We start from the raw sequence: 26,004 nt of genomic DNA on the forward strand, positions 1-26,004 counted from the left end.
CACCGCTGCCGGCGGCCGGTTCCTGGACTAGGCGACCCCGACGCGCTTGACGCGCTTGGAGCGCAGGCAGGACGTGCAGACGCGGGCCGTCTTGTGCGTACCGCGGTCGTCGATCCGGACGGCCTGGAGGTTCGGGAGCCACCGCCGCTTGGTCTTGTTCATCGCGTGGCTGACGTTATTTCCCGCCATCGGTCCCTTGCCGCACACGTCGCATCGCTTGGCCATAACAGCGGGAGTGTACCAGAAACGGAGCCCCCGGACAAGCCGCCCGCAGGGCGCAGGGGGCCGGTCCCGGAACGCGAGTCGCGCTCTATGGCAGTCACCCAACTGGACGGTCGGGCGTTCGAGAAGTTCGTCGCGGCCGGGACCTACTTCCTCAGGAAGTACCGGGGCGTCCTCAACGACCTCAACGTCTTTCCCGTTCCGGACGGGGACACGGGGTCGAACATGTTCCTGACCGCCAAGGCAGCCATGCACGAGGCCCGCAAGGTCCGTACGGAAGGGCTGGCGACCGTCGCGGCCGCCGCCGCCAACGGCTCGCTGCTGGGGGCCCGCGGCAACAGCGGGGTCATCCTCTCCCAGATGCTGCGCGGCTTCGCCCACAGCGTGCGCCACCGCGAGGCGATCGACACCTTCCAGCTTTCGCTGGCGATGCGCGAGGCCGTCAGCGCCGCCCGCGCCGCGCTGACGCGGCCGGTCGAGGGGACCATCATCTCGGTCGCCGGCGCCGCCGCCGACGAGGCCTATCGCCAAGCCGTGCGCGAGCCCGACTTCTACCGCTTGGCCAACGCCGTGCTGCGCGCGGCCAACGACGCGCTCGAGCGGACGCCCGAGCAGCTGCCTGCGCTCAAGGAAGCCGGCGTCGTCGATTCGGGCGGCGCGGGCTTTTGCTACTTTCTCGAGGGCGCGCTGCGCTTTCTGCCCGAGCAGACGGTGCGCGCGACCGCGTTTCCGCGCCGCCCGGTGCGTTCGGCGGTCTTCACCCGGCAGCAAGAAGTCGGCGAGAATCGGTATTGCACCGAGTTCATCCTCGACGGCGCGACCATCGAGGCGCACCCGCTCCGCGACCTGCTCGAGCGCCACGGCGACTCGCTGCTCGTCGTCGGCAGCGCGCCGACGATCAAGGTTCACGTTCACACCGGCCGGCCGGACGACGTCAAGGCGCTGGCCGCCAAATACGGTATCGTGACGCGCTGGAAAGTCGAAGACATGGCGCGGCAGCACCACCTGCTGGTCGTCGACGCGCCGGCGCGCGCGCTCGGCATCGCGGCCGTCGTGCCCGGCGTCGGCTTCGATCGCATCGCGCGCGAACTGGGGGCCGACGTGACCATCCCGGTCCCGCCCGGTGCCAACCCGTCGGTCCAAGACCTGCTGATCGGCGTCAACGCCTCGCTCGCGCCGACCGTCTATCTGCTGCCCAACGATCCCAACGTCGCGCTGGCGGCGCGCGAGGTCGCCGCGCTGACGAGCAAGACCGTCGTCGTCGTGCCGACGCGCGACCCGATCGCCGGTTTGGCGGTGCTCTTGCGGCTCGGCGGCGCCGACCAACCGCCGCCGCTCGAGGCGCTGGAGACGACGCTGGCCGGCGTCAAGGCGGCCTCGGTGTTCGCGGCCGGCAAGGACGCCAGCGTTGACGGCGTCGCGGTGCAGAAAGGTGCGCCGACAGCGGCGATCGGGAAGCGGTTGATCACCGGTGCGAGCTATGCCGACGTGCTGGTCGCGGCGGCAGCGGAGCTGGGTGCCGGTGCGGGAGGACTCGTGACCTTGTACTACGGTGGCAGTCAGAAGGAGCGCGACGCGCAGCGCCATGCGGCGTTGCTCGGCGAGCGTTTCGGTGACGTCGAAGTCGAGTACTATTTCGGCGGCCAGCCCGCCGTCGAGTACTGGCTCTCGGTCGAAGCGTGACGGCCACGACGCTGCCGCTGATCGCGGTCGACGCGATGGGCGGCGACAACGCGCCCGCCGAGATCGTCGCCGGCGCGTTGCTGGCGCGACGCGACGGCTTGGCGCGCATCGCGCTGGTCGGCGATCGCGAACGGATCGTGCCGCTGCTCGGCGGCGAGACCGACGTCGAGGTCGTGCACGCGGCCGGCGAGATCGCGATGGACGCGCCGCCGGCGACCGCCGCGCGCGCCAGCGCGGGCACCTCGTTGGGCGAAGCCGTCGAGCTGGTACGCAGCGGCCACGCCTCGGCCGCCGTCTCGGCCGGCAACAGCGGTGCCTTCCTGGCGGTGGCGCTGATTCGGCTGCGCACGATCCCGGGGATCGCGCGGCCGGCGATCGGCGCCGTGCTGCCGGGCCGGCGCGGACCGGTCGTGCTGTGCGACGCCGGCGCGAACGTCGACTGCAAACCGGAGTGGCTGGCGCAGTTCGGTGTCATGGGCGCCGCTTACGCGCGCGCCGCGCTGGGCGTCGCCGAGCCCCGGGTGGGGATCGTCTCGGTCGGTGAAGAGCCGGGGAAAGGGAACGCGCAGACGATCGAAGCGGCCGCGCTGCTCGAGCGCGCGCCGGTGAACTTCGTCGGCAACGTCGAGGGCAAAGACGTGCTGATCAACATCGCCGACGTCGTCGTCGCCGACGGGTTCGTCGGCAACGTCATCCTCAAGACCGCCGAGGGCAGTGGGACGTATTTCCGCGAGGTGCTGCGCGAGTCGTACGAGTCGGCCTCGCTGCTGGGACGGCTGGGCGGTCTGCTCAGCCGCGGCGTGTTCGACGCGATGCGCAAACGCCTCGACTACTCGACCTACGGCGGGGCGCCGCTGCTGGGGCTGCGCGGCAACTGCGTGGTGGCGCACGGGCGTTCCGACCGGATCGCGATTCGCAACGCGATCCGTCAGGCGGCGGCGGTCTCGGCGGCCGACCTGGTCGGTTCGATCGGCGCGGTGTTGGCGGCATGAGCCCGCCGACCGTCGCGATCGTCACCGACTCGACGTCGGACTTGGACGCGGCCCGCGCGCGTGCGCTGGGGGTCGAGGTCGTCCCGCTGTTCGTCAACTTCGGCGACGTCCGCTACCGCGACCGCGTCGATCTCTCGCTCGACGAGTTCTACACCAAGCTCGCCGCCGAGAAGCAGCTGCCGACGACCGCGCAGCCGACGCCGGCGATGTTCGAAGCGGCGTTCCGGCCGCACGTCGAGGCGCACCGCCCGATCGTGTGCCTGACGATCATGGCCAGCTTGTCGGGGACGATCAACGCCGCGACCGCCGCCGCGCGGACGTTTCCCGATGCGGAGATCCACATCGTCGACAGCGGCACCGTCACCGGCGGCTTGGCGCTGGAGACCGAGCACGCGGCCGCGCTCGCGCGTACCGGCGCGTCGGCCGTCGACATCGTCGCCGCACTCGAGCACGACGTGCGCACGCTGCGCGGCTACGCGACCGTTCCCGACCTTTCGCACGCGGTCCGCACCGGACGCGTCTCGCGCGCGCAAGCCTTCGTCGGCTCGCTGGTCAAGATCGTGCCGGTGCTGCGCATCGACTCCGGCGCGATCGCCGAGCACGCGCGCGTGCGCACCTTCGCCCGCGCGCTCGACACGATGGTCGACGCGGTGCTGGCCGAGGCCAACCGGGCCGACGGCGCGCGGGTCTGCGTCGTCCATTCGCATGCGCCGGCCGAGGCGCAAAAGCTCGTCGACCGCCTGCGCGCCGGGGTGACGACCCAGCTCGAAGAGCTGGATCTGCTCGAAGCCGGTCCGGTGATCGGAACGCACGCCGGCCTGGGCGCCGTCGGGATCTTCATCCTGCCGCCCTGAACGGCGCGCAGCGCAGCCTCTCCGGCCTGGCACAGGTTCTGGACCTAGCCTACGGTTTGCTCACGATCCCACCACGTTTGCCGCACGAAACCGTGCCAGGAGCTGCGCCATCCCCACGCCCGCCGGGGTCTACGTCCACCTGCCGTTCTGCCCGTACGTCTGCCCGTATTGCGATTTCGCGAAGTGGGCCTGGGACGATACGCGCGCGGCGCGGTACTTGGAGGCGTTGCGGGCCGAGCTGCTGGCGGCGCCGCCGGTCGAGGGGGCGACGCTGTTCTTCGGGGGCGGAACGCCGACCGCATACCCGCCCGCCGCCATCGAGAGCCTGATCCTGGCCGTGCGGGCGCGCTTCGGCCTGCCCGCCGACGCCGAGGTCAGCGTCGAGGCCAACCCCGATCCGGCGCTGTTCGAGCGCTTGCCGGCGCTGCGCTCGGCCGGGGTCAACCGGCTCTCGATCGGCGTGCAGTCGTTCGTGCCCGCCGAGCTGCGCGTGCTGGGCCGGCGCCACACCGCGGCCGACGTCGCCGCGGCGGTGCGCGCCGCTCGCTTCGCCGGCTTTCGTAACGTCTCGCTCGACCTGATCTTCGGCGCCCCCGGCCAGACCGAGGAGAGCTGGGCGGCCTCGCTCGACGCGGCGATCGCGCTGGGCGTCGAGCACGTCTCGTGCTACGGCCTGACCGTGGAAGAGGGGACGCCGTACGCGACCTGGTTCGCGCGCGATCCGGCCTCGTTCGCCTCCGAGGAGCTGGAAGCGCGCCTTTACGCGCTGGCCATCGAGCGGCTGGACGCGGCCGGCTTCGAGCACTACGAGATCTCGAATTGGGCTAAGCCCGGCTTCCGCTGCCGGCACAATCTGGGGTACTGGCGCAACGCGCCGTACCTGGGGCTGGGCGTCGGCGCCGCGTCGTACTTGGACGGGGTGCGCGGCACGCACACTCGCGATCTGGAAGCGTATTGCGGCGCGGCGCTGGCGGGCGAGCCGATCCCGAGCGAAAGCGAGCGGCTGGCCCCCGACGCGCGGGCCGGCGAAGCAATCATGTTGGCTCTTCGGACTGCCGAAGGAGTCGAGCTGGGACCGTTCCGCGAACGGTATGGGGTCGATGTGTTGGAGCGCTATCGTGGAGTCGTCGACGACCTGGTCGCCGCGGGCGTCTTGGACGCCGGGCCGGAACGGGTCCGTTTGACCCCGCGCGGTCGCTTCGTGGCGAACGACGTCTGTGGCGCGTTCCTCGCCGGCTGAGCCGGGCCGCGGTCCGATGACCGCCGTCCTGCGCCTGCTCTTCGCCGTCATCTTCGGGGTGACGGGCTTCTTGCTCGGCCAAGAGGCGTATCTGCACACGATCTCGCTGCACGTCGCCAGCCAGTTCTGGCAGATCGTGCTGCTGGTGACGGCGCCGGTCGTCGGCGCGGTGCTCGGCGTGCTGCTGGTGCCGGCGGCGCAACGCTTCTTCGAGACCGAGCTGGTCGTCGTCGAGCGCGCGATCGATCGCCTCGCACCGGGCGAGCTGGTCGGCGGCGCGATCGGCCTGGTCACCGGCCTGGTCGTCGCCTTTCTGGTCAAGAGCGTGCTGTTCGAGTTCGTCGCCTTCGCCGGACCGACCGGCGGCGCGATCGCGATCGCGCTGTACCTGGTGCTGAGCTTGTTCGCCGCGTTCTTGGGCGCGCGCGTGGGCGCCAAGCAGCGCGTCTCGCTGGGCCGGCTGGCACCCTCCGGCAACGCCGCCGCCGGCGGCGAGCCGAAGATCCTCGACACGTCGGTCATCATCGACGGGCGCGTGCTCGACATCGTGCGCAGCGGTTTCCTCGAAGGCGCGCTGCTGCTGCCGCGCTTCGTGCTGCGCGAGCTGCAGCTGATCGCCGACAGCAGCGATCCGCTGCGCCGCGTGCGCGGTCGCCGCGGGCTCGAGCTGCTGGCGCGGCTGCAGGAGACGACGCCGATCGAGATCGTCGAACGCGATCCCGACGACGTGCCCGAAGTCGACGCGAAGCTGGTGCGCTTGGCGCAAGAGCGCGGCGCCAAGCTGGTCACCAACGACTACAACTTGAATCGGGTGGCGCTGGTCGAGGGCGTCTCGGTGCTCAACATCAACGAGCTGGCCAACGCGCTCAAGCCGGTGCTGCTGCCGGGCGACGAGCTGCGCGTCGCGGTCATCCGCGAGGGCCGCGAGACCCACCAAGGCGTCGGCTACCTGGACGACGGCACGATGATCGTCGTCGAGAACGGCCGCCGCCTGATCGGCGAGACGGTCGCCGTCTCCGTCACCAGCGCCCTGCAAACCAACGCCGGCCGCATGATCTTCGCGAGGCCGAAGCAAAAAGCGTGACCCCATGATCTGGGGGGCAGTTATCGTGGCCGCGGGGCGCGGCACCCGCTTCGGCAGGCCCAAGCAGCTGATCGACGTGGCCGGGAAGCCGATGATCGCGTGGTCGGTGGAAACCTTCGCGTCGATGCCGGAGATCGCCGAGCTGGTGATCGTCACCGAGCCGGAGTTCGTCGAGCGGATCGAAGCGGTCGCGCACCCGCTGGTGCGGCACGCGATCGTGCAGGTGGTGCGCGGCGGCGCCGAGCGGCAGGACAGCGTGCGTCACGGGATCGCCGCGCTCACCAACGAGGTCGCCGGCATCCTGGTGCACGACGGCGCACGCCCGCTGGTCCACGCCGCCGACGTCCGGGCCGGGATGCGGCCGGTGCGGCCCGGGACCGCCTCGCTGCTGGCCACGCCGGTCGTCGACACCGTCAAGGTCGTCGACGCGGACGGCAAGGTCAGCCGCACGCTCGATCGCGCGACGCTGTGGGCCGCGCAGACGCCGCAGTTCGCGACCGCGCGCGACCTGCGCCGCGCGCACGCCGACGCGGTGCGCAACAACCTGCCGGCGGCGACCGACGACGCCGCGCTCTGCGAACGCGCCGGCTTGGACGTCGTGGTGGTCGCGGGATCGGCCGACAACTTCAAGGTCACGCTGCCGGGCGATCACGCGCGCGCCGAGGCGCTGCTGCGCGATCGGCTGCCCAACGGCGGCGCCGACGAGGAGATCCTGGTGGTCGAATGCTACGTCGCGCCGCGTGCGGTCGACGACGTGCTCGGCGAGCTGGAAGGCCGCGCGGCGCGGCTCGACGAGATCGACCGCGAGCTGCCCGGCGCGGTCGTCATCCGCGCGTACGCGCCGAGCGCGTCGCTGCGCGGGTTCGGCGCGCGGCTGCACGCGCTGGCCGGCGAGGACGCGCTCTACACGACGCACCTCTCGCATCTCGCCGCGCGCGGCACGACGCCGCCGAACGGGTACTGATGCATCCCGCCCACGCGCGCGTCGGTCACGGCTTCGACGCGCACCGTTTGGTCGAAGGCCGCCCGTTCATTCTGGGCGGCGTGCGCATCCCGTTCGAGAAAGGGCCGCTGGGCCACAGCGACGCCGACGTGCTCGCGCACGCGATCAGCGACGCGCTGCTCGGTGCCTGCGCGCTGGGCGACTTGGGCGCCCACTTCCCGGATACCGATCCGCAGTGGGAGGGCGCCGACTCACTGCGGCTGTTGGCGGCGTGTCACGAGCTGGCCGTGCGTCACGGCTGGACCATCGCCAACGTCGACGCGACCGTCGTGGTGCAGCTGCCGAAGCTGGCGCCGCACGTGCCGGCCATTCGCGACGCACTCGCGGACGCGCTGGGCCTGGAAGTCGAGCGCGTCAGCGTGAAGGCGAAGACCAGCGAGGGGATGGGCTATACGGGAGACGGGACCGGGATCGCCGCTTATGCGGTCGTCCTGGTCGAGACCTTGGCGCGATGACCGCGCGATCAGAGGGCTTTCACGTGCCGCTCCTCATGGTTCCCGGTTGGACGCCGCACCCGCTCGAGACGTCGCCGGCGTAGCGCGAGCTCGTCGGCCGGCGGTCGCGAGGCGACGGCGCCGGTCAGGGCTTCGAGCTCGGCCAGGAAACGAAGCGCGCCTGCGATGCGCTGCGGATCCGACGACGGGTTCATGGCCAAAGGCTACCGGAAGCCGGCCGCTGCCTCTATCCGGGGCGGTACGGAGCTTCGCGGCGGACCGTACGCAGTTTGGTCCCCGTAGCGGGGTTACGACCCGGCGCTCGGGACCAGCAGGCTGCTCAGCTCGCGCCGGTTGCTCACCCCGAGCTTGCGGTAGACCGAGGCCACGTGGGTCTCGACGGTGCGCTCGGAGATCACCAGCTGATCGGCGATCTCACGGGCGGTCCGGCCCGCCGCCAGCAGCGAGGCGATCTCGCGTTCGCGCGCGGTCAGGGTCGCGTCGCCGCGCTGGCGCGTGCCGACCGCACCACTGAGCCGCTTGATCTCGGCGTGCGCGCCGATGCGGCGGAAGGCGGCGAGCGCCTCGGCGGTGCGGCCGGCGGCTTCGAGCGCGTAGGCCTCGTCGATCACCCACCCGACCGACCGAAAGGCCGCGGCGGCCAGCTCGGCCAGCCGCACGGCGTCCTCGCGTCGCCGCGCGCGCAGCGCCATGCGCGACTCGGCCAGCGCGAGCGCGCCGCGCGCGGCGATCGCCTCGGGCGGCTCGGCGGCGGCGGCGATCAGTTGATAGGCGCGCTCGCGGACGAGCCGCTCGCCGTAGCGGGTCGCCATGTCGATGATCCAGTACGGCGGCTCGACCCGGTCGAGGACGGCCACCACGCGGCCGATCACGTGGCTCGCTTCGGCGACGTCACCGTCGAGCGCCAGCGCGTAGGCGAGCGCTGCCGCCGCCGGCGCGGCGGATTCCAGATCGTCGTCGCGCATGGCGACGTCGAGGTCCTCGCGCACGCTCGTGCGCAGCACCCGTTCCGGTTCGCCGCTCAGGACGGCGCAGCGGTAGCCGAGCGCGCGGCCCCAGCGCCGCGAGCGCGCGACGCCGTTTTCGATCCGGCTCGCCCGCGCCCACCACTGGCGCGCTTCGTCCAGGTCGCCGGCCAGCAGCGCGGTCAAGCTCAAGTTCTGCCCGAGGATGACGATGTTGCTGCGGTCGTTGTCGGTCTCGGCCGCGACCGCGCCGTCGCGAAAGATCGCGCGGGCCGTGTCGAGGTGGCCGTAGGCGAGCTCGAACAGCCCGTAGTTGCCCAGCGTGCGTCCGTGCAAGTCGGTGTCGCCGATGGCGCGCGCCTGTTCGAGCGCCTGCAGGAAGTAGCGCCGCGCCTGCGCGGGTTGCCGCAGCGAGGAGTGCGTGTACGCCAGCGTCCCGAGGTAGCGGCCCTGCACGTGCCGGTCGGGATTGGCGCCCAGCTCGGCCGCGCGTTCGAGACGCTCGAGCGCCTCGTCGACGCGCCCGGTCCCGACCAGCAGCCCGGCGACCATGACGTCGGCTTCGAAGCGCAGGTCGACGTCGCCGTCTTCCGCGCTCGCGACCTGCAGCGCGCCGGTGAGCCCGTCGTGGTAGTGGCCGAGCTCGACCAAGATGCGCGCCTGCCGCAAGCGCAAGCGCCACGTCCGCCGCAGCTCGCCGGCGCGCTCGTACTCGTCGGCCGCGGACGCGTACCATTCGGCGGAGCGTTCCGTCTCGCCGAGCGCGTAGAGCGCCGCCGCGGTCCGTTCGGCCAGCGACGCGCGCAGCGCGGGATCGTCGGCGACCTTGAACGCGCGCTCGAAGTGGACGATCGCGTCGGCGTACGAGTGAACGGACGCCGCCGCGGCGCCGGCGCGCTCGTTCCACAGCGCGGCCGACGGATTGCCCGCGCGCCAGAAGTGCTCGGCCGCGGCGGCGATGTCGACTGGTTCGAAACGCACCAGCTTCTCGGCGACCTGCCCGTGCAGGATGCGCGCTTCGGCGCGCAGCAGCTCGGCGTAGACGGCCTCGCGCGTGAGCGCGTGACGGAAGGCGAAGCGGTCGCCCTCCTCGTCGTCCTCTTCGATGACGAGCTGCAGGTCGCGCGCGCGGCGCAGCGCGCCGAAGACGGTGGCGGGCGGCATCTCGAGCAGCGCGATCAAGAAGCGCGCGCCGAAACGGCGCCCGATGACGGCCGCGTACAAGAGCACGTTACGGTCGTCGTCGGAGAGTCCCGCGAAGCGCTCGCGCACGCTGGCGAGGATGTTGGCCGGCACGGTCGGCTCGGCCGAGCTGTTGCGCGCGAGCCGCTCGAGCACGCCGCGCAGCAGCTCTTCGGCGAAGAACGGGCGCCCTTCGGAGAGCTCGACCAGACGCGCGATCGTCTCGGCCGGCACGCGCGCGCGCTCGTCGCCCAGCGCGCTGTCGATGATCCCTTCGATGACGGCGTCGGGCAACGGCTCGAGCACGACGACGTCGCCGGCTTCCCGTTCCAGGGCGGCCAGTGCCGCGATCCGCGCCGCGTCGACGTCGAGGACGTCGTTGCGGTAGACCGCGGCGAACAGCACGGGCACGCTCGCCAGACGCGTGACCAGGAAGCGCAGCAGCTCGATCGTCCCGCTGTCCGCCCAGTGCAGGTCGTCGACGACGACGACGATCGGCCCGTCGGCGCGCGCCGCCGCCGCGACCGCCTCGGCGACCGCTTCGAAGTGCTTCGCTTTGCTGACCGCGCTGAACGCTTCGGCGTCGATGGTGACGCCGAGCGGGCGCAGCGCGTCGGCGAGCGCGAGATACGGTGCGTTCGCGAATTCGCTGGCGCGACCGATACCGATACGCGCGCCGGCGCGTTCGGCGGCGGTCGCGAGCTCGTCGACCAGTCGCGTCTTGCCGATTCCGGCATGTCCGCGAACGACGACGCCGGCGCTGCGGAAAGAACGCGACCGCAGCGCACGGTCGAGGAGGTGCTCGAGTTCCGCGGAACGACCGAGAAACTCCCGGCTGAGGGTGCCGCTCGTGATCACCGTGTCCGAAGCGTTCGCCAGGACGGCCGGGAAAGCATGGTATCGCCCCTCATGTAACGAAGCGAGGGACTGCTATGAAAGCTGATCCGTTCAACTACTTCTACGCGAGCGGCGGGAGCTTCCCGGGCGACGACAAGGGTCTCGAAGACGAGCCCGGCGGCGACGACGAGGACGAAGACGAAGAGGACGACGAGGACTGAACTCCGCGTGCTGATCGCCACCGTCGAAGGAACCGCCCGCGGCGGAGGCTGATCAGGGCCCGGATGGATCCGTCCGCGCTCGACCTCGATCGTCCACTGCCCGTGGACCGCACCACCGCTCACGGCCTGCTCGCTGACACGATGCAGGCCGCTGGCGTGTTGGAGCGCCCCGCGCCGGACGCCGCGCACCGCTGGATCGACACCTTCCTGGACGCGTTCGCGGACCGGGGAGGCTCGCTGCGCGACGCGCTCCACGCGGTGGCCGCGTTGCGCGCCGAGGCCGTCACGTTGCCGGCGCTCGAGCTGGAACGGCTGCGCAACCGGCAGGTGCTGTTCTTCTTGGACGCCGTCTCGCAGTACGTCGACGACCAGGCCGAGCTGCGCGGCCTGCAGCTCGAGCACGACGTCCCGGTCATCGCCGAGGAGTTCGGGATCGCGCCCGCCGACGCGTTCGCCGCGCTGCGCATGGCGCTGACGGGCGAGACGGACGGGCCGCCGCTCGAGCTACTCTTCCCGCTGCTCGGCCACGAACGGATCATGATCCGCATCGGCGCGGTCAGCTCGCACGTGCTGCACGGGCGCGGCCTCGAGCCGATCACGTTCGGTCCGGGGGGCAAGCCGTTCGAGACGATCCAGAGCACGCGCCCGCCGGCAACCGGCGAGCCGAGCAACGGGTCCTAGCCCCCGTGCCGTTGCGGCTCTACAACACGCGCACGCGTTCGGTCGAACCGTTCCGAACGCTGGCGCCCGACCATGCCCGCATCTACGTCTGCGGCCTGACGCCCTCGGCCGAGGCGCACCTGGGGCATGCGCGCTCGTTCCTGTTCTTCGACGTGCTGCGGCGGTATCTCGCGCACCCGCGCAACGGTTACCGGGTAACCTACGTCCAGAACGTCACCGACGTCGACGACCGTTCGATCGCGGCCGCGCAGCGCGAAGGCGTCACCTTCGGTGAGGTCGTGGCGCGCTACTTCGGCTCGTTCAAGGCCTCGATGCGCGCGCTGGGCGTGCGCGAGCCCGACGAGGAGCCGCGCGCGACGGCGTACGTCCCCGAGATCATCGCCATGATCGAGGAGCTGATCGCGCACGGCAACGCCTACGTGGTCGAGGACGGCATCTACTATGCGGTCGCGTCCTTTCCGCGCTATGGTGCGCTGAGCGGAAAGAACACCGACGAGCTGCTGGTCGGCGCGCGCATCGCCGAGAACGAGCACAAGCGGGATCCGCTCGACTTCGCGCTGTGGAAGTTCGCCAAGCCCGGCGAGCCGCAGTGGGACTCGCCGTGGGGCGGCGGCCGGCCGGGCTGGCACATCGAGTGCAGCGCGATGTCGCGCGCGCTGCTGGGCGTACCGTTCGACCTGCACGGCGGCGGCTACGACTTGATCTTCCCGCACCACGAGAACGAGGTCGCGCAGAGCGAGGCGCTGATGCCGGCGCCGCCGATGGCCGACTTCTGGGTGCACGGCGGCCTGCTGAATTTCGACGGCCGCAAGATGTCCAAGTCGCTGGGCAACTTCGAACCGCTCTCGGCGCTCGTGCAGCGCCACGACCCGCTCGCGATTCGCCTGTTGTTCCTGCAGACCGGGTACCGCAAGCCGATGAACTTCACCGAGGACTCGATCGCGGGCGCGACCGTGGCACTCGAGAAGGTGATCGCGGCGCGCGCCGCGCTGCCCGAGCACGCCGACGACGCCGGCGCACGCGAGCGCTTCTTCGCCGCGCTCGACGACGACATGAACACCGCCGGCGCGGTCGGCGTGCTGTTCGCCGAGGTCGTCACCGCCGGGCGCGGCGGGCGCGCGTTCCTGGACGAGGCGCTCGAGGTGCTCGGTCTGGGTGCGCTGCGCGAGCGCACCGTGCGCGCCCTCGTCGCGGCGCCGCTGCCGACCGATCTCGCCACGCGGCTGACCGCACGGCTCGGCGATGCCATCTCGCTCAACGGCGAGTCGCCCGAGGAAGCGGTGGCCGCGGTGATCGCGGCGCGCGCGGCGGCGCGCAAGAACAAGGATTTCGCGCTCGGCGACCGCCTGCGCGACGCGCTGGCGGCCGAAGGGATCGTGCTCAAGGACGGCAAGGACGGGACGACGTGGACCCGCGCCGTCGGCTGAGCGGCGGCCGGCCGCAGCACCAGCAGCAGCGGCGCGCGCCGCGCGTCGATCTCGACGACGTCGTCTACGGCGTGCACGCGGTCGACGAAGCGCTGGCCGCCGGCGAATCGCTGCGCACGATCCACGTCGGCGACGACCGCAAGCGCGATCCCGCGCTGCGCAACCTGCTCGAGCGCGCGCGCACGAGCAACGTGCCGGTGCGCTACGAGAGCCGCGCGTTCTTCGCCAGCTTTCCGTACAAGGCGCATCAGGGCGTGGTCGCGTTCGGCGAGCCGTTCGCGTACTCGTCGCTCGAAGAGATCTTGGCCGCGCCGCGCGCCGGGCCGCTGCTGTTGGTCGTGCTCGACCACGTCACCGACCCGCACAACGTCGGCGCGATCGTGCGCTCGACCGAGTGCGCGGGCGGCAGCGGCGTGGTGCTCCCCGAGCGGCGCAGCGCGGGCGTGAACCCGACCGTCCGCAAGGCGGCGGCCGGCGCCGCGGCCTACGTGCCGGTGGCCCGGGTCGCCAACGTCGCCCAAGCGGTCCGAATGCTGAAGAAGGCCGGCGTCTGGGTCTACGGGGCGGCCGGCGAGGCCGGCGCTCGGCCGTACACCGACGTCGACCTGACGGCCGACGTGGCGCTCGTCATCGGGGCCGAGGGCGAAGGGATCGCTCCCCTGGTCAAACGGGAGTGCGACGGCTTGATCGCGATCCCGCTCTTGGGCCAAATTGGCTCATTGAACGCCTCGGTTGCCGCCGGCGTTTTGCTCTACGAGGCGGTTCGACAGCGGGGCAGAGCAGGCGAAAGACCGGTATAAACATCCTTCTAGCGCCTTGACCCACTAGCAGGACCCTCCTATACTAGAACGGTCGTGCTCGGCCCGGACGGGCCCCGGCCCGCGTTTTCGGGCACGATGTTCCCCCGGCAAGGTAGGTTTCATGGCGCTCACTCAGCCCGCCGCCGAGGCCCTCGACTATCACGAGCGGCCGGACGAAGACCTCGTCTCAGCGGCGAAATCCGGCGACAATCTCGCCATGGAGTTCTTGCTCAACAAGTACAAGAACTTCGTCCGGATCAAGGCCAAGAGCTATTTCCTCATCGGCGCGGACCGAGAGGACATCATTCAGGAAGGGATGATCGGCCTGTACAAGGCCGTCCGCGATTTCAAGGCTGACAAGCTCTCGAGCTTCCGTGCCTTCGCGGAACTCTGCATCACCCGTCAGATCATCACCGCGATCAAGACGGCGACCCGGCAGAAGCACATCCCGCTCAATCAGTACATCTCGCTGAACAAGCCGATCTACGACGAGGACAGCGAGCGCACGCTGCTCGACGTGATGCCCTCGCAGAAGACGTCCGATCCCGAAGAGCTCGTGATCAATCAGGAAGTCTCCGAGGACATCAAGGCGCGGATCCAAGAGAATCTCTCGGACCTCGAGTCGCAGGTGCTGCTCTCATACCTGGAAGGCAAGTCCTACCAGGAGATGGCGCGCGACCTCAATCGCCACGTCAAGTCGATCGACAACGCGCTGCAGCGCGTCAAGCGGAAGATCGAGAAGAACCTGGCCGAGATCGAGCTGCCTTGAAAGGACGTAGTGGCGCGTAGCTGATTCCGTCAGCCGACGCCATCGAGGAGTTCGACGGATTCCGGAGAGGCCTCGCGTTACGGCGAGGCCTTTTCGGCTTTCTGCGGCGCCAGCGTCGCGACGATCGTCTGGTAGATCTCCTCGCGGTCGGTGAGCGGATCGAACACCAGGCACTGCTGTTCGCCGCCGCGTCCGACCGGGTCGAGCAGCATCGTCACGCGGCCGACCGCGCACACGTCCAGACAGGTGGTGCCGGTCGCGCGCACCGGGCCCCAGTGCCCGTCGGCCTTCAGCCGGTCTTTCAGCCATTCACGCAAACGCAAACGCTCGTCGCCGGCGTGCTCGGGAAAGTCTTCCGGGAAACGCACGTTCAGACACTTCTCGCAGACCAGCGCCAGGCCGCCGTGACGCTGCCAGGCCGGTTTGACTTCGATGGGATCGCTCACGCCGTGCTCTTCGCGCCGCGCGCGCGCAATCCGTCGATGACGACCTCAGCGTAACGGCACCAAGCGTCGTCACGCTCGGTCAGGTGTGCGTTGAAGACGAAGCACAGCACGTCGTCGACGCCGACGTCGCCGCGCAGCGCGCCCTCGTCGACCGCCGCACGCATCAGCGCGTCGAGCGCGTCGTGCAGCTCGCGCCGGCGCTCGCCGAGCTCGGGCCGCGTCTTGGCGACCTCGCAGGTCGAGATCTCCGAGAGCGACCGGTTCTCGGACTGCGAGCGCAGCATCTCGCGCAGCAGCGCGGTCAGCCGGTCCCAGGCGCTCCCGCCGTCCGCTTGGCGGGCGCGAGCGGCGAAGCAGCCCAGCTGCTCGGCCAGGATCGCCCCGACCAGGTCGAGCTTGGTCGGGAAGTGCCGGTACAGGGTTCCGATGCCGACCCCGGCGGCGGACGCGACCTCGTCCATCTGCGTGGCGCGGCCGCCGCGGGCGAAGCAAGCGCAGGCGGCCGCCAGCAGGGCATGGCGGTTGCGAGCGGCGTCGGCGCGGAGCGGTCGGGTCTGCATGTGTCCTTTAAGCGGAACCTTCGGTCCGGATGGGTGGTTTCAAGCGGAGGAACGGCTCCGCTTCGGGGCCGGCCGAAAGCTGACCAACCGACTTTGGAGAGCACCGTGACCACAACCCTGCCCGAGCTCGACGAGCTCATCGCCCGCAAGGGCGCCCGCACCGTCGACGAGCACGCGCTGCGCAGCCTGTTCCTCGACGCCCGCACCGCCAACGGCTTCCTCGACGTGCCCGTCCCGCGGGCGCTGCTCGAGCGCGCCGTCGAGTTGGCCAAGCACGGTCCGACCGGTGCCAACGCCCAGCCGATGCGGCTGGTGTTCGTCGAGAGCCCCGAGGCCAAGCAGCGGCTGCTCCCGGCGCTTGCGCCCGGCAACGTCGAGAAGACGAAGAGCGCGCCGGTGACCGCGATCGTCGCGGCCGACCACCGCTTCTACGAGCACCTGCCGCGGCTCTTCCCGCACGCGCCGCAGATGAAGGCCATGTACGAAGGCGACGACAAGGCCGCGCTGGTGGAGCAGCAGGCGACGCTGAACGCGACGCTGCAGGGCGCGTACTTCATGCTGGCCGCGCGCTCGCTGGGGCTCGACGTCGGACCGATGGGCGGCTTCGATCGCGCGCAGGTCGACGCGACGTTCTTCCCCGACGGCCGCAGCAAGTCGCTGTGGCTGGTCAACCTCGGGTACGCCGACGACGGCAAGACCTTCGCGCGCAGTCCGCGCCTGGAGTTCGACGAGATCGCGACGATCGTCTGAGGGCGAGCGCTGAGCCGACGGTGGGATTCGAACCCACGGTGGACTTGCGTCACTGGTTTACAAAACCAGTCCCATCGACCGCTAGGGAACGTCGGCGCGCTGCGTAGCTTCCGCGCCCCGGCGGTACGGAACCTGGCCGCGGAGGGTAGGAGTGAGACCCGCCGGGAGCGTATCTGAGCGGGTCCCCACCGTGGGTCGGTGGTCGAGTGGTTAATGGCACCGGACTGTAAATTCGGCTCGCGAAAGCGATACGCTGGTTCAAATCCAGCCCGGCCCACATGACCGGCGGCGCGCGTCCCCGCGGACGTGCGCCGCCGCTTCGTCATCGCGCTCGAGCGCGGGCGTTGCATAATGGTAATGCCCTTGCCTTCCAAGCAAGAGTCGCGGGTTCGATTCCCGCCGCCCGCTCCACGTCACAAGAGTCCCGTCACCGGCGGGACTCTTGATGTTTTTCGGAGGTTTTCGGGAACCAAGGAAGCGTGGCAATCGTACGATTTCTTCGTGTCCTCTCCGTAGCCGGCATCGCGCTGGCCTGCGGACTCGCTTGCGGCCTCCCGGCCGCGGCGCAGGTGTACGCCAACCTGAACGTCTCGTTTCAGGTCGGAACGCCGCCCCCGGCACTGGTGTGGGACGTCCCGCCGCCGTGCCCCCAACAGAACTGGGTCTGGTCTCCCGGCTACTGGGCATGGGGCCCGGCCGGCTATTACTGGGTGCCCGGCACCTGGGTGCCGGCGCCGCAGCCGAACTACTATTGGACGCCGGGCTACTGGAGCTGGCAGAACAACGCCTACGTCTGGAATCCGGGCTATTGGGGTCCGACTGTCGGCTTCTACGGCGGCGTCAACTACGGCGGCGGCTACTACGGTAACGGGTGGGTCGGCGGCCGCTGGTCCAACGGCGTGCTGCTCTACAACACGGCGGCCGTGCACGTCGGGAGCGGCATTCGCCACGTCTACGTCAACCGCGCGGGCATCGTCGGGCAGCCGCGCGGGCCGATCGTCAGCTACAACGGCGGCGCCGGCGGCGTTCACGCGCGGCCCTCGGCGGCGCAGTTGGCCGCGTACCGCGAGCGGCGGTCCGGGTTGACCCCGCAGCAACAGCAGCACGTGCAGGTCGCACAGCAAGATCGGCGTTTGCTGGCGCGCGTCAACGGCGGCCGACCGCCGGTGGTGAGTGCCGCGCGGCCGTTCACGCCGGCGGCCAGGCCCGCCGGATTCGCGCCGGTCACCGCACAGGACCGCGCCGCGGTCCGCAACACCGCCGTTCGACCGGCCCCCGCGCGAGCGGCGGCGGCACCCGCGCGGCCCGCCCACATGGGCGCACCGGCGCACGCGGCGGCACCGGCGCACGCGGCGGCACCGGCGCATGCCGCCCGACCGCAGCGTCCGGCGGCACACCCGGCACCGGCACACGCCGCGGCTCCGGCGCACCCGGCGATGCACGCGCAGCCGCAGCGACCGGTAGCGCATCCGGCCCCGGCGGCGCACCATCCGGCGATGCAGCAGCATCCGGCGATGCAAGCACGACCCGCGATGCAGCAGCATCCGGCGATGCAAGCGCGACCGGCGATGCAGCAGCATCCGGCGGCGGCACCGCATGCGCCGGCCGCGCATCCGGCGCCGGCTCATCCGCAACAGCAGCAGCCGCAGCACCCGCCGCACGGCTAGCGCTGGACGCGCGCTTGCTGTGGCTCAGCCGAGCTGCAACAAGCGCGCCGCGTTCTCCTTGAGCACCAGCGGGCGGACCTCGTCGCGGAACGGCAGCGCGGCGAAGTCGCGCAGCCAGCGGTCCGGCGTGAGCAGCGGATAGTCCGAGCCGAACAGCACCTTCTCGCGCAAGCGCGTCTGCGCGTACTGCACCAGCGTGGGCGAGAAGTACTTCGGCGACCAGCCGGAGAGGTCGATGTAGACGTTCGGCTTGTGCATGCAGACCGAGATCGCTTCGTCCTGCCACGGAAACGACGGGTGGGCCATGATGATCGGCAGGTCGGGAAAGTCGACCGCGACGTCGTCGAGCGGCAGCGGGTTGCCGTACTTGAGGCGCACGCCCGCCCCGCCGCGCACGCCGGTGCCGATTCCGCTGTGCCCGGTGTGCACGAGCACCGGCAGGCGCGCGGCTTCGAGCCGCTCGTAGAACGGATACACGGCGGGATCGTTGGCGAAGAAGCCTTGCAGCGGCGGGTGCAGCTTGAAGCCGCGCGCGCCCGCGTCGATCAGCCGGTCGACCTCGGTCAGGGCGGCGGGACCGCGCATGGGGTCGACGCTGGCGAACGGGACCAGGATGTCCGAATTGCGTGCCGCTGCCGCCAGCACGGCGTCGTTCGGTACCATTGCGCGGCCCGAGAGCCGCTCGTCCATCGCGAACACGACCGCGGCGATCTTACGGGTGCGGTAATACTCGGCCAGCGCGTCGAGATCGGTCGGCGTCTCCTCCGCGTGGCCGAAATAGCGGGACGCCGCGCGCGCGACCTCGTTCGGCTCTTCGTGCACGTGCGCGTGGACGTGCACGTCGATCGCGACCAGCGCGTCGAGGTCGATGCCGGGGTGCTGCATGGCGCGCTCTTCGGATTCGGGGGCGCGGCGCCTCCGCGCTATTGCTGCGCGGTGCGGAAGGAGTTACCGCCGGCGCGCTTGGCCTCGTAGGCGGCCTCGTCGGCGAGCGCGACGACGTCGGCGTGCGGGTCGAGGCGCGCGACGCCGATGCTGCAGCCGACCATCTTCGCGTAGCGCGAGCCCGCCAGTGCCTCGATCATGCGCACCGCGACCCGTTCGGCGACCGACGTCGTACATTGCAGGATCGCTAGGAACTCATCGCCGCCCCAGCGGCCGAGTACGTCCGCTTCGGCCACGCAGCTCTGCAGCGCGCGGGCGACGTCGTGCAGCACACGGTCGCCCACGTCGTGGCCGAAGTCGTCGTTGACCTGCTTGAAGTGGTCGAGGTCGATGAACAGCAGCGACTGGCCGGAGACGTAGGTCGACCATTCGGCCGCGTCCCCGAGCCGCCGTTCCATATAGCGGCGGTTGAACAGTCCGGTCAGCGTGTCGTGACTCGCCTCGTGCTCGAGGCGCCGCCGCACGGTTGCGCTCTCGGTGATGTCGCGGAAGGTCGCGACCACGGTCGTCACCTTCTTGGTGACCTCGTCGACGACCGGGATCGAGGTGTACTCCAGATGGATCGGCGTCCCGTTGGCGCGCCGCATGCGGAACTCGGACTGCACCGGCTCGCCGCGCAAGAGCAGCTGGCGCGCCTCGTTGAGCTTGTCGAGCTCGGCCGGATCGTAGACGAGATCCACGATGGTGTACTGCAGCTCGGACCGGTCGTAGCCGGTCAGCTTCACGAACGCATCGTTGACGAACTCGTACGAGAAGGACCGCTCGTGGACGGCCGCGATCACGATCGGCTCGGACGCGCGTTCGAGGGCGGCGATCAGGCGCTGGTTCTGCACCTGCAGCGCGCGCGCCGCGCTGATGTCGCGCGAGATGAACATCCAGCGGCAACGCGGCGCATCGAGCGGCGGCAACGGTCGAAAGTTGACCTCGATCCAGACGCTGCTGCCGTCGGGACGCGGCAGGCGCCGCGTGTGGCTGAACGGCTCGCCGCGCTCGAGCTGCGCCATCGCCGCAAGGTACCCTTCGCGCCTGGCGTTGTGACGGAAGAAGTCCCACGGGTGCAGTCCGACGACCTCGTCGTGCGCGCACTGGTAGAGACGCTCGAAGGCGTCGTTGACGAACAGGAAACGGCGCGCTTCGAGGTCGTCGGCGGGCGGACTGTCGAGCAGCGCGATGGCGTCGGGCGCATAGCGAAGCATCGCGACGAGATCGTCGAGCTGAAGCGAACTGGCGACGCTGGGCATCTGCGATGCGTGCGATTCCGTGGCGGCCTCGAGGCTGGCGCGGATGCGCCCACCCGCACAGCGAGACGCCAAGCTCGCGCGCGTTGTTCACGCTGCCGGACCGCCGGTCCTCGGTTGTGGTGCTCGGCAATACAAACTGTTCGGCCCCCCGATTTGTTCAGGTTCGGTCCGGTAGCAGGAATCGGCTACAGGCGGCCAAGAGAGTGCTAGCCTACCGGACGAGGGGCGGGCATGGGTGACGCAACCAACGGTATCGATCGCCCGGCGCCGGCGCGGCCGATCGGGCCCGACGTACTACAGCTCGTCGTCGACGCGGCGCCGACGGCATCGGTCGTGGTCGACGTCCACGGCACGCTGCTGGCGGCCAACGCGCACGCAGCCACGCTGTTCGGCTACGGGCTCGCCGAGCTGCGCGCGATCCCGGTCGATGCGCTCCTGCCGGCGCGCTTTCGCGAGCGCCATCCCTCGCTGCGCGCCTCGTTCTACCATTCGCCGTCGGCGCGTCCGATGGGCGCCGGCCGTGACCTGTACGGGCTGCGCCGCGACGGGACCGAAGTTCCGATCGAGATCGGCCTCACCCCGATCGAGGTCGCCGAGGGCACCTTCGTCCTGGCGGCGATCGTCGATCTGACCGAGCGTCAGCGCGCGCAGGAGCATCAGCGGCTGATCATCGAGGCCGCCAACGCGATGGTGATGGTCGACAGCGCCGGTGCCATCGCGCTGGTCAACAGCGAAGCCGAGGCGCTGTTCGGGTACGCGCGCGACGAGCTGCTGGGCCGCTCGATCGAAACGTTGGTCCCGGAACGCTTCCGCGGCGGTCACCCCGGCGTGCGAGCGGCGTTCGCCGGAGACGCGACGCGGCGGCCGATGGGCGCGGAACGCGATCTGTTCGGCTTGCGCAAAGACGGCAGCGAGGTCCCGATCGAGATCGGGCTCAACCCGTTGACAACGCCCGAGGGGCAGTTCGTCATTGCCTCGATCATCGACATCACCGAGCGCCGGCGAGCCGAGCGGCTGCGCATCCTCAACGCCGGCATGCAGCAGCACAACGAGCAGCTGGCGGCACTCAATCAGGAGTTGGAGAGCTTCAGTTACTCGGTCTCGCACGATCTGCGGGCCCCGATCCGCGCGATCTCCGGCTTCGCCGGCGCCCTGGAGGAGGATTGCGGCGCGCTGCTCGACGACGAGGGTCGCCGCCTCCTGGCGGTGATTCGCGGTGAAGCCGCGCGCATGGGGCGGCTCATCGACGACCTGCTCGAGTTCTCGCGCCTCGGACGCGAGCCGCTCCGGGTCGACGTCGTCGACATGACCGCGCTCGCGCGCGACGTCGCCGAGCGCCTCAAAGACGACTATCGCGCCACGGTCTCCATCGAGGAGCTCCCCCCGGCCTGGGGCGACGTCCGTTTGCTGCGCCAAGTGTGGGAGAACCTGATCGCCAACGCGTTCAAGTACTCGGCGACGCGCGCCGCGCCGTGCGTCCGCATCGCCGGCGTGCTGTCGGACGGCGAGAGCATCTATTGCGTGGAGGACAACGGCGTCGGCTTCGACATGACGTATGCCGACAAGCTGTTCGGCGTCTTTCAGCGGCTGCACCACGACGACGAGTTCTCGGGAACCGGCGTGGGCTTGGCCACCGTCAGCCGAATCGTCGTTCGCCACGAAGGACGGGTCTGGGGCGTGGGCGAGGTCGACAAGGGCGCGCAGTTCTCGTTCGCGCTTCCGGTACAGCCCGCGTGACGGACGCTCCGAGCGTCGACGTGCTGCTCGCGGAGGACAATCCGTACGATGCCGAGCTGCTGATCCGCGCGATTCGCCAGAGCGAGCTCGTGCGCGGCGTACACTGGGTGCGCGACGGCATTCAGGCTCTCGATTTCCTGCGCTGTCGCGGCGAGCACGCGGGACGCGACCCGCGTCAGCGCCCGCGGCTGGTGCTGCTGGACTTGAAGATGCCGAAGGTCGACGGCCTGGACGTCTTGCGGGCCCTCAAGGCGGACGCCGATTTCGTGGTGCCGATCGTGATGATCACCTCCTCGGGTGAGGAGCGCGACGTCGTCGAGAGCTACGCGCTGGGCGTCAACAGCTTCGTCGTCAAGCCGGTCGACGGATTCGAGCTGACGCGGGCGATCCGAACGTTGTGCACCTATTGGCTCGCGCTCAACCGGGTCCCCGAGGGTTGACGGGCGGGGACGCATGGTGACCAGCCCGGTTCGCATCCTCGTGGCGGACGACAACGCGCTCGACGCGGAGCTCGCGCTGCGGGAGCTGCGCCGCTCCGGCATGGAGGTCGAGGGCCTCGTCGCACCCGACGAAGCGGCCTTCCGCCGCGGGCTGACCGGCTTCGCGCCCGACGTCATCCTGTGCGACTTCTCGTTTCCCGGCTTCAGCGGCTTGGCGGCGCTGCACATCGCCCGCGAGGTCGTCCCGCGCACGCCGCTCATCTTCGTGTCGGGAACGATCAGCGAAGAGAAGGCCGTCCGGGCGGTGCGTGAAGGCGCGGTCGACTACGTCCTCAAGCACAATCTCTTCCGCCTGCCCGACGCGGTCACGCGCGCGATCGACGAAGCGCGCGAGCGCGCGCGGCGTGAGGTCGCCGAGGCGCAGCTCGCGGCGGAGCGCGAGCGGATGTCGGCACTGCTCGAAAACGTCGACAGCGCGCTCCGATCGTATTCGCTGCTTGAGGAGCGGTATCACTACCTCAACGCGGCGACCGCGCGCGTCTACGGCCGACCGTTGGAGGACTTCTGGCACGGCGAGGAGATCTGGCGCGAGATCGTCCATGCGGACGACTGGGAACGATTCGCCGTGGCGCGCGAGGAACTGATGCGCCTCGGCGCGGCCGCCGTCGAGTACCGTGCCGTGCATCCGGACGGCGCCGTCCGGTGGGTCGACCAACGTTCGAAGGTCGCGCGCGACGAGAGCGGGCGCGCGATTCGCGTCGACACCATCGCCGCCGACGTGACCGAGCGCGTGCAGGCGGCCCAGCACCTGCTGCGCGTCAGCCGCGTGCGCGACCTCCAAGCGGCCGTGAACTCCGCGATCGTGCGCACCGCCGAGCCGGCGTCGCTCTGCCGCGAGGCGTGCCGGATCGCGTCCGACGTCGGGGGGTTCCCGCTGGCCGCCGTCATCACGGTCGGCGATGCCGAGGCGGGGCCGACGCTGGAGGCTTCCTCCGGCGGCTACGAGTACGACCGCGTCCTGTTCCGCGTGCGTGAAGCGCTCGCCGATCCGAAGGGGGCGCGCAGCGTCATCGCGGCTTCGCTGCGCGCCGGTGCGGCGGCGGTGGCGAACGACCTGACCGATCCGAACACGATCAACGCCGAAGCGCCGGCGCTGCTCGCGTCCGGCGTGCGCGCGTTCGGAAGCTTTCCGTTTCGGATCGATGCGAGCCGCTCGGGGCTGCTGATCCTGGGGGCCGCCGAGCGCGACTTCTTCAACACCGAGGAGGTCGAGCTGGTCACGGGCCTGGCGAACAATCTCGGGTTCGCCTTGGAGCTGGCCGCGAAGCGTGGCCACCTCGACTATCTCGCGAACTACGACCCGGTCACCGACCTTCCCAACCGCGCCCTCGCGTTGCGCCTCTTGGAACGGGAGATCGTCGCGGCGCGTCGCGCCGGCGACCGGCTCGGCGTGCTCGTCTTCGATCTGTACCAGTTCGCCAACGTGAACACGACGCTCGGCGATACCGCCGGCGACACGCTCCTGCGCGACGTCGCGCAGCGCTTACGCGAACGGGTCGGCCCCACGCGCGCCGCGCGTTTGGCCGGCGACCGGTTCGTCGTCATCTATCCGGGGCCGCAGGCCGTCGAGGACGTCGCGAACGCGCTGAGCCCGCAGGGCGTCGAGCTGTTCGCGGAACCGTTTCTGGTCGGCGGGCGGGACCTCCGCGTCACCGCGCGCGCCGGGTGCTCGGTGTATCCGGAAGACGGGGCCGAAGCGGAAGAGCTGGTGCAACACGCGGAGGCGGCGTTGCAGAGCGCGCGTGCCGCGGAAGTGGCGCACCGCTTCTACGCGCCGGAGCTCGACGCACGCCTGCGGTACCGTTTCGACCTCGAGGCGCGTCTGCGCCGCGCCGTCGACGCCAACGAGTTCGAGCTGCACTACCAGCCGAAGGTACGGCTCGCGGACCGCGGCGTCACCGGCGTCGAAGCGCTGCTGCGCTGGCGCGACCCGCAGCGCGAGGGCCTCGTGTCGCCGGCCGAGTTCATCCCCATCCTCGAGGAAACGGGGTTGATCGTCGAGGTCGGACGCTGGGCGATCGCGGAGGCCGCGCGGCAGCACGCGGCGTGGAGCCGCGCGGGACTGCGCGCACCGCGGGTCGCGGTCAACGTCTCGGTCGAGCAGATTCGTGCCGGAACCGTGCTCGACGACGTGCGGTGCGCGATCGCGAAGAGCGGCTCGGCCGGCATCGACCTCGAGGTGACCGAGAGCGGCGTGATGGGCAACATCGGCGAGGCGATCGCGGTCCTCGGCGCGATTCGCGAGCTGGGCGTCGGCATCGCGATCGACGACTTCGGGACCGGCTACTCGTCGCTGGCCTACGTGTTCCGTCTGCCGATCACCAGTTTCAAGATCGACCGCAGCTTCGTGAGCGGGATGACGGCCGACGCGAACATGGTCAGCATCGTCTCGACGATGATCTCGCTCGGGCGCGACCTGGGTCTGGGTGTCGTCGCGGAAGGCGTCGAGACGGAGGAAGAGGCGAAGCTGCTGCGCTTGCTGCGCTGTGAGGAGATGCAAGGATTTCTGGCCGCGCGGCCGATGCCGGCCGAAGCCCTCGAGCGGTGGCTGACGAGCTGGCCGTAGGAGCCGGCAGTTTCGATCGGGTAGGCGGGCACATGACGTTTGCGACCGCCGATCTCGTCGACGCGCACCAGGAACGGCTCCAGAGCTGCGCGCTGCAACTCCGCTCCTACGGCGCCCGCCCCGCGTTCGCGGGCGCGATCCGCACCGTGCGCACCTTCGAGGACAACGCGCTGCTCAAAGAGGTGCTCTCGACGCCGGGTAACGGCGGCGTGCTCGTCGTCGACGGCGGTGGTTCGCTGGGGCGCGCGCTCGTCGGTGACGTCATCGCGGGGCTCGCGCTGGAAAACGGCTGGAACGGCATCGTCATCAACGGCGCGATTCGCGACGTCGTCGCGTTGGCGAAGCTCGATTTCGGGCTCAAAGCACTCGGTTCGAACCCGATGAAGAGCGCCAAGGCGCGCGTGGGCGAGGTCGACGTGCCGGTCGCGTTCGGCGGCGTAACCTTCACGCCCGGCGCGTGGCTCTACAGCGACGAAGACGGCATCCTCGTCAGCGCGACGCCGCTCGAAGCCGAATAGCGCAGCGACGCGATCGATGTGCCAACCAGCAGGCACATGAAGTCGCTACGCTCCGTGTATGGGAGAGGTCGTTTCACTGCTCGACGCGCCGCAGCTCTTTGCCGATGAGCCGGCGCGCGCGCGCCCGGATGCTTCGGCAAAACGGAAGCGTGATACCAAGAGCGTCGGCGATATCTCCGAGGCGCGCGTGCTGACGGCGCTCATGGAAGCCGGCTACGTCGTGTCGCGGCCGTTCGGTGAAAACCAACGGTACGATCTCGTGATCGACGACGGGCAACGTCTGTATCGCGTGCAGGTAAAGACGGGGCGCTTGCGCGGCGCAGTGATCGCGTACAGTTGCTCGAGTTCGCACGCGCATCGAAACGGCGTGCAGCGGCCATATTTCGGTGAAATCGACTACCTAGCGGTCTACTGCCCGCAGACGAGAAAGGTGTACCTCCTGCCCGAGCAGGAGTTCGTCGCCACGGCGGCTCACCTTCGCGTGTCGCCCGCCCGAAACAACATGGTGAAGGGGATCCGATGGGCGTCCCGGTTCGAGCTGCCGTAGCTCAGTGGTAGAGCACGTCCTTGGTAAGGACGAGGCCGTGGGTTCAATCCCCACCGGCAGCTCCAGTCTCGCAAGACCTTCCCGGCGCGGAGGGTCTTGTCGCTTTCTTGAG

Annotated in this window: 26 protein-coding genes and 4 tRNA genes; 22 read left to right on the forward strand and 8 right to left on the reverse strand. The window is 70.4% G+C overall.

The window, feature by feature from the left end; translation table 11 throughout:
- Positions 1-27: 27 nt before the first annotated feature.
- A complete protein-coding gene (rpmB, locus tag VMD91_13070) occupies positions 28-225 on the reverse strand; it encodes a 50S ribosomal protein L28 (protein ID HTW84998.1) in 198 nt (65 codons plus the stop codon).
- Between the two features lie 87 nt (positions 226-312).
- On the opposite strand from rpmB, the gene VMD91_13075 reads away from it, so the two are divergent.
- From VMD91_13075 to ispF, 7 genes are all read left to right on the forward strand, one after another.
- Positions 313-1,905: a DAK2 domain-containing protein gene (locus tag VMD91_13075; protein HTW84999.1), complete on the forward strand. Its 1,593-nt coding sequence runs from the start codon at positions 313-315 to the stop codon at positions 1,903-1,905.
- Positions 1,902-2,897: a phosphate acyltransferase PlsX gene (gene plsX / locus VMD91_13080; GenBank protein ID HTW85000.1), complete on the forward strand. Its 996-nt coding sequence runs from the start codon at positions 1,902-1,904 to the stop codon at positions 2,895-2,897. Before VMD91_13075 ends, plsX begins: the two co-directional genes overlap by 4 nt.
- Positions 2,894-3,751, forward strand: a complete 858-nt coding sequence (locus tag VMD91_13085) for a DegV family protein (protein ID HTW85001.1) — start codon at positions 2,894-2,896, stop codon at positions 3,749-3,751. The genes plsX and VMD91_13085 overlap by 4 nt, the downstream gene beginning before the upstream one ends.
- A 139-nt stretch (positions 3,752-3,890) precedes the next feature.
- A complete protein-coding gene (gene hemW, locus VMD91_13090) occupies positions 3,891-4,991 on the forward strand; it encodes a radical SAM family heme chaperone HemW (protein ID HTW85002.1) in 1,101 nt (366 codons plus the stop codon).
- Positions 4,992-5,007: 16 nt separating this feature from the next.
- Positions 5,008-6,075, forward strand: coding sequence for a PIN domain-containing protein (locus VMD91_13095; protein HTW85003.1), 1,068 nt, complete (start codon positions 5,008-5,010; stop codon positions 6,073-6,075).
- A 4-nt stretch (positions 6,076-6,079) separates the two neighbouring features.
- Positions 6,080-7,039, forward strand: a complete 960-nt coding sequence (gene ispD, locus VMD91_13100; protein HTW85004.1) for a 2-C-methyl-D-erythritol 4-phosphate cytidylyltransferase — start codon at positions 6,080-6,082, stop codon at positions 7,037-7,039.
- Positions 7,039-7,533 (forward strand): 2-C-methyl-D-erythritol 2,4-cyclodiphosphate synthase, encoded by a 495-nt coding sequence (gene ispF, locus VMD91_13105; GenBank protein ID HTW85005.1) that lies wholly within the window; start codon positions 7,039-7,041, stop codon positions 7,531-7,533. Before ispD ends, ispF begins: the two co-directional genes overlap by 1 nt.
- Before the next feature lie 8 nt (positions 7,534-7,541).
- On the opposite strand, the gene VMD91_13110 is transcribed toward ispF, so the two are convergent.
- On the reverse strand, positions 7,542-7,727 hold the full coding sequence (locus VMD91_13110) for a hypothetical protein (protein ID HTW85006.1): 186 nt from the start codon (positions 7,725-7,727) through the stop codon (positions 7,542-7,544).
- 93 nt (positions 7,728-7,820) lie between these two features.
- A complete protein-coding gene (locus VMD91_13115; protein ID HTW85007.1) occupies positions 7,821-10,538 on the reverse strand; it encodes an AAA family ATPase in 2,718 nt (905 codons plus the stop codon).
- Between the two features lie 74 nt (positions 10,539-10,612).
- On the opposite strand from VMD91_13115, the gene VMD91_13120 reads away from it, so the two are divergent.
- The 5 genes from VMD91_13120 (at position 10,613) to sigH (ending at position 14,415) form a co-directional block, all read left to right on the forward strand.
- Positions 10,613-10,738 carry a hypothetical protein gene (locus VMD91_13120; GenBank protein HTW85008.1) on the forward strand — a complete coding sequence of 42 codons (126 nt, stop codon included), beginning with the start codon at positions 10,613-10,615 and terminating at the stop codon, positions 10,736-10,738.
- A gap of 63 nt (positions 10,739-10,801) precedes the next feature.
- Entirely contained in the window at positions 10,802-11,419 is a 618-nt protein-coding gene (locus VMD91_13125; GenBank protein HTW85009.1) for a hypothetical protein, read from the forward strand.
- A 5-nt stretch (positions 11,420-11,424) separates the two neighbouring features.
- Entirely contained in the window at positions 11,425-12,846 is a 1,422-nt protein-coding gene (gene cysS / locus VMD91_13130; GenBank protein ID HTW85010.1) for a cysteine--tRNA ligase, read from the forward strand.
- A complete protein-coding gene (gene rlmB, locus VMD91_13135; GenBank protein ID HTW85011.1) occupies positions 12,825-13,646 on the forward strand; it encodes a 23S rRNA (guanosine(2251)-2'-O)-methyltransferase RlmB in 822 nt (273 codons plus the stop codon). Before cysS ends, rlmB begins: the two co-directional genes overlap by 22 nt.
- A gap of 121 nt (positions 13,647-13,767) precedes the next feature.
- Positions 13,768-14,415, forward strand: a complete 648-nt coding sequence (gene sigH, locus VMD91_13140) for an RNA polymerase sporulation sigma factor SigH (protein HTW85012.1) — start codon at positions 13,768-13,770, stop codon at positions 14,413-14,415.
- 77 nt (positions 14,416-14,492) lie between these two features.
- On the opposite strand, the gene VMD91_13145 is transcribed toward sigH, so the two are convergent.
- Both VMD91_13145 and VMD91_13150 read right to left on the reverse strand, forming a co-directional pair.
- Entirely contained in the window at positions 14,493-14,861 is a 369-nt protein-coding gene (locus VMD91_13145) for a hypothetical protein (protein ID HTW85013.1), read from the reverse strand.
- Positions 14,858-15,421 (reverse strand): TetR/AcrR family transcriptional regulator, encoded by a 564-nt coding sequence (locus VMD91_13150; GenBank protein ID HTW85014.1) that lies wholly within the window; start codon positions 15,419-15,421, stop codon positions 14,858-14,860. Before VMD91_13150 ends, VMD91_13145 begins: the two co-directional genes overlap by 4 nt.
- Before the next feature lie 105 nt (positions 15,422-15,526).
- Between VMD91_13150 and VMD91_13155 the strand changes: the two genes are divergently transcribed.
- Positions 15,527-16,171: a malonic semialdehyde reductase gene (locus VMD91_13155; protein HTW85015.1), complete on the forward strand. Its 645-nt coding sequence runs from the start codon at positions 15,527-15,529 to the stop codon at positions 16,169-16,171.
- Between the two features lie 12 nt (positions 16,172-16,183).
- Here the strand turns inward: VMD91_13155 and VMD91_13160 are convergent.
- Positions 16,184-16,267, reverse strand: a tRNA-Thr gene (locus VMD91_13160).
- Positions 16,268-16,363: 96 nt separating this feature from the next.
- Here VMD91_13160 and VMD91_13165 point away from each other — a divergent pair.
- From VMD91_13165 to VMD91_13175, 3 genes are all read left to right on the forward strand, one after another.
- Positions 16,364-16,448 (forward strand) — tRNA-Tyr (locus VMD91_13165).
- Between the two features lie 60 nt (positions 16,449-16,508).
- Positions 16,509-16,582, forward strand: a tRNA-Gly gene (locus tag VMD91_13170).
- 68 nt (positions 16,583-16,650) lie between these two features.
- A complete protein-coding gene (locus tag VMD91_13175; GenBank protein HTW85016.1) occupies positions 16,651-17,838 on the forward strand; it encodes a YXWGXW repeat-containing protein in 1,188 nt (395 codons plus the stop codon).
- A gap of 24 nt (positions 17,839-17,862) precedes the next feature.
- Here the strand turns inward: VMD91_13175 and VMD91_13180 are convergent, their stop codons facing one another.
- Together VMD91_13180 and VMD91_13185 are read right to left on the reverse strand one after the other, a co-directional pair.
- Entirely contained in the window at positions 17,863-18,723 is an 861-nt protein-coding gene (locus tag VMD91_13180; protein ID HTW85017.1) for an amidohydrolase family protein, read from the reverse strand.
- Between the two features lie 38 nt (positions 18,724-18,761).
- A complete protein-coding gene (locus VMD91_13185) occupies positions 18,762-19,979 on the reverse strand; it encodes a diguanylate cyclase (GenBank protein ID HTW85018.1) in 1,218 nt (405 codons plus the stop codon).
- A gap of 276 nt (positions 19,980-20,255) precedes the next feature.
- Here VMD91_13185 and VMD91_13190 point away from each other — a divergent pair, with 276 nt between their 5' ends.
- The 6 genes from VMD91_13190 (at position 20,256) to VMD91_13215 (ending at position 25,957) form a co-directional block, all read left to right on the forward strand.
- On the forward strand, positions 20,256-21,761 hold the full coding sequence (locus VMD91_13190; protein HTW85019.1) for a PAS domain S-box protein: 1,506 nt from the start codon (positions 20,256-20,258) through the stop codon (positions 21,759-21,761).
- Positions 21,758-22,201 carry a response regulator gene (locus VMD91_13195; GenBank protein ID HTW85020.1) on the forward strand — a complete coding sequence of 148 codons (444 nt, stop codon included), beginning with the start codon at positions 21,758-21,760 and terminating at the stop codon, positions 22,199-22,201. Before VMD91_13190 ends, VMD91_13195 begins: the two co-directional genes overlap by 4 nt.
- 16 nt (positions 22,202-22,217) lie before the next feature.
- Positions 22,218-24,827, forward strand: coding sequence for an EAL domain-containing protein (locus VMD91_13200; protein ID HTW85021.1), 2,610 nt, complete (start codon positions 22,218-22,220; stop codon positions 24,825-24,827).
- Positions 24,828-24,859: 32 nt separating this feature from the next.
- Positions 24,860-25,345: a ribonuclease E activity regulator RraA gene (gene rraA, locus VMD91_13205; protein HTW85022.1), complete on the forward strand. Its 486-nt coding sequence runs from the start codon at positions 24,860-24,862 to the stop codon at positions 25,343-25,345.
- Positions 25,346-25,403: 58 nt separating this feature from the next.
- A complete protein-coding gene (locus tag VMD91_13210; protein ID HTW85023.1) occupies positions 25,404-25,892 on the forward strand; it encodes a group I intron-associated PD-(D/E)XK endonuclease in 489 nt (162 codons plus the stop codon).
- Positions 25,883-25,957 (forward strand) — tRNA-Thr (locus tag VMD91_13215). Before VMD91_13210 ends, VMD91_13215 begins: the two co-directional genes overlap by 10 nt.
- Positions 25,958-26,004 lie beyond the last annotated feature (47 nt).

Source organism: Candidatus Sulfotelmatobacter sp. (assembly GCA_035504415.1).
GTDB lineage: Bacteria > Vulcanimicrobiota > Vulcanimicrobiia > Vulcanimicrobiales > Vulcanimicrobiaceae > Vulcanimicrobium.